This is a genomic window from Aeromonas sp. S16(2024) (genome assembly GCF_041403065.1).
Classification (GTDB): domain Bacteria; phylum Pseudomonadota; class Gammaproteobacteria; order Enterobacterales; family Aeromonadaceae; genus Aeromonas.
In genome coordinates, this window is record NZ_JBGLQX010000056.1 from 1 (window position 1) to 1441 (window position 1441).

At 50.9% G+C, this 1441-nt stretch carries 1 protein-coding gene; it reads right to left on the bottom strand.

All coding sequences use genetic code 11. The annotated features are described in order from the left end of the window. Positions 1 to 24: 24 nt before the first annotated feature. A complete protein-coding gene (locus tag ACB030_RS20285; protein ID WP_021141311.1) occupies positions 25 to 1161 on the bottom strand; it encodes an ISAs1-like element ISAs12 family transposase in 1137 nt (378 codons plus the stop codon). Between the last annotated feature and the right edge of the window lie 280 nt (positions 1162 to 1441).

The window sequence follows — 1441 nt, forward strand, 5'->3', positions numbered from 1 at the left end:
CAGGGTGAGAGCGTGAACATTTTGTTAAATTTCACCCAGTTTTTTGAGACCCGCATTGAGTACCGTTTCCAGATATTCACTGCTCATTCCTGCGATTTTTTGCTTCCGTCTTACGCTCGCCTTGCGTGAAGTCTCGGCCCTGAGCATGTTCAGCCCCATGTGCCGGATGCACGCCAAAATCTCTGCGGCATCACCGCGATAAATCGGGCAATCATCCTCGCCCATCGTGACGTCCAGCACCCAGTGCAGGCTATTTTCGATGGCCCAGTGCCCACGCACCGCTCGCGCAAACTCATCCTGCACCAACGCTTTGGAACTGATGAAATAACGCTGCTCTATGGTAATTTTTTGCATATTTTCAACGCGATAGGAGATGGCCACGCCAATGCTGTGCAACTGTTTCCAATGAGGAAACTGGGCGGCCAACTCGCCCGCCGCCATGACATGGTACTCACGACCATCGATGCGGCCATGAGCCTTCTCAAGCGTCATCGTCTCTGCGCATAACGGGGTGGCCGCCAGCGGGGCGAGGGCCTGTCGAACCGCCTCGAACAACTTGGGTTGGTTGCCTTTGACGGCCAATAAGTAATCGCCACCTTGCTGAAGGATGGTCTCGGCGATCTCGGTCTGGCACCCCATCGCATCGATGGATACCAGGCAGCCTTTGATGTCGAGCAGCGCCAGCAACTCGGGAATAGCGGTAATTTCATTGGACTTGGCGTCGGTTTTTATCTGTCCGAGCACCAGCTTATTGGCGGCGGCATAGGCACTGACCATGTGAATGGTCGACGTTCGATCCTCACGGTCATAGGAACTGCGCAGGGTTTTGCCATCGATAGCGACCAGGGCGCCATCGGTGTGCTGGTTAATGGCTTGAGTCCACCGCACAAAGGCGGCCTGAAACGGCTCTGGTTTGATGCCGGAGATGATCCTGGCAATGGTGTCATGGACAGGAATGCCGTTTTTAAACAGTCCCTTGGATTGAAACCAGGGAAGATGAACCTCGCCGAAATCCTCAATATCTTCCCAGCCCTCAGCCCCGCCGATCACGGCACAGACGGTGAGAAACAGGACATCGTAGAAGGGATAATAAATCTTGGCATGCTGGCGAGGGTCGTGAATATTGTCGAAGAACTGAGCGAAAACGGCATCAATAGACATGAGAGCACTCCTGAAAAGGAGCATGAGATCACAGCCGGATCACCAGGTCAAATTTCAGGGTGAGGATGTGAGCAAATTGTTAACTATGGAAATCATGGAAATTATCATTTTTTGGATTTCATGCGCATTTTTTGAGCTGAAATGACGTGCAGTGACGATTAAAAAGTGTGAAGGCGATCCTGACTATAAAGTTAACTGCATATCACAGGCCTATAAGTATTTGTTTTGTAGGCAAAAAACTATTTTTAATTTTTAACAAAATGTTCACGATCTCGCCCTG

Excerpts from the sequence above, each read along its gene's own strand:
- ACB030_RS20285 (WP_021141311.1), bottom strand. The coding sequence starts at position 1,161 with ATGTCTATTGATGCCGTTTTCGCTCAGTTCTTCGACAATATTCACGAC.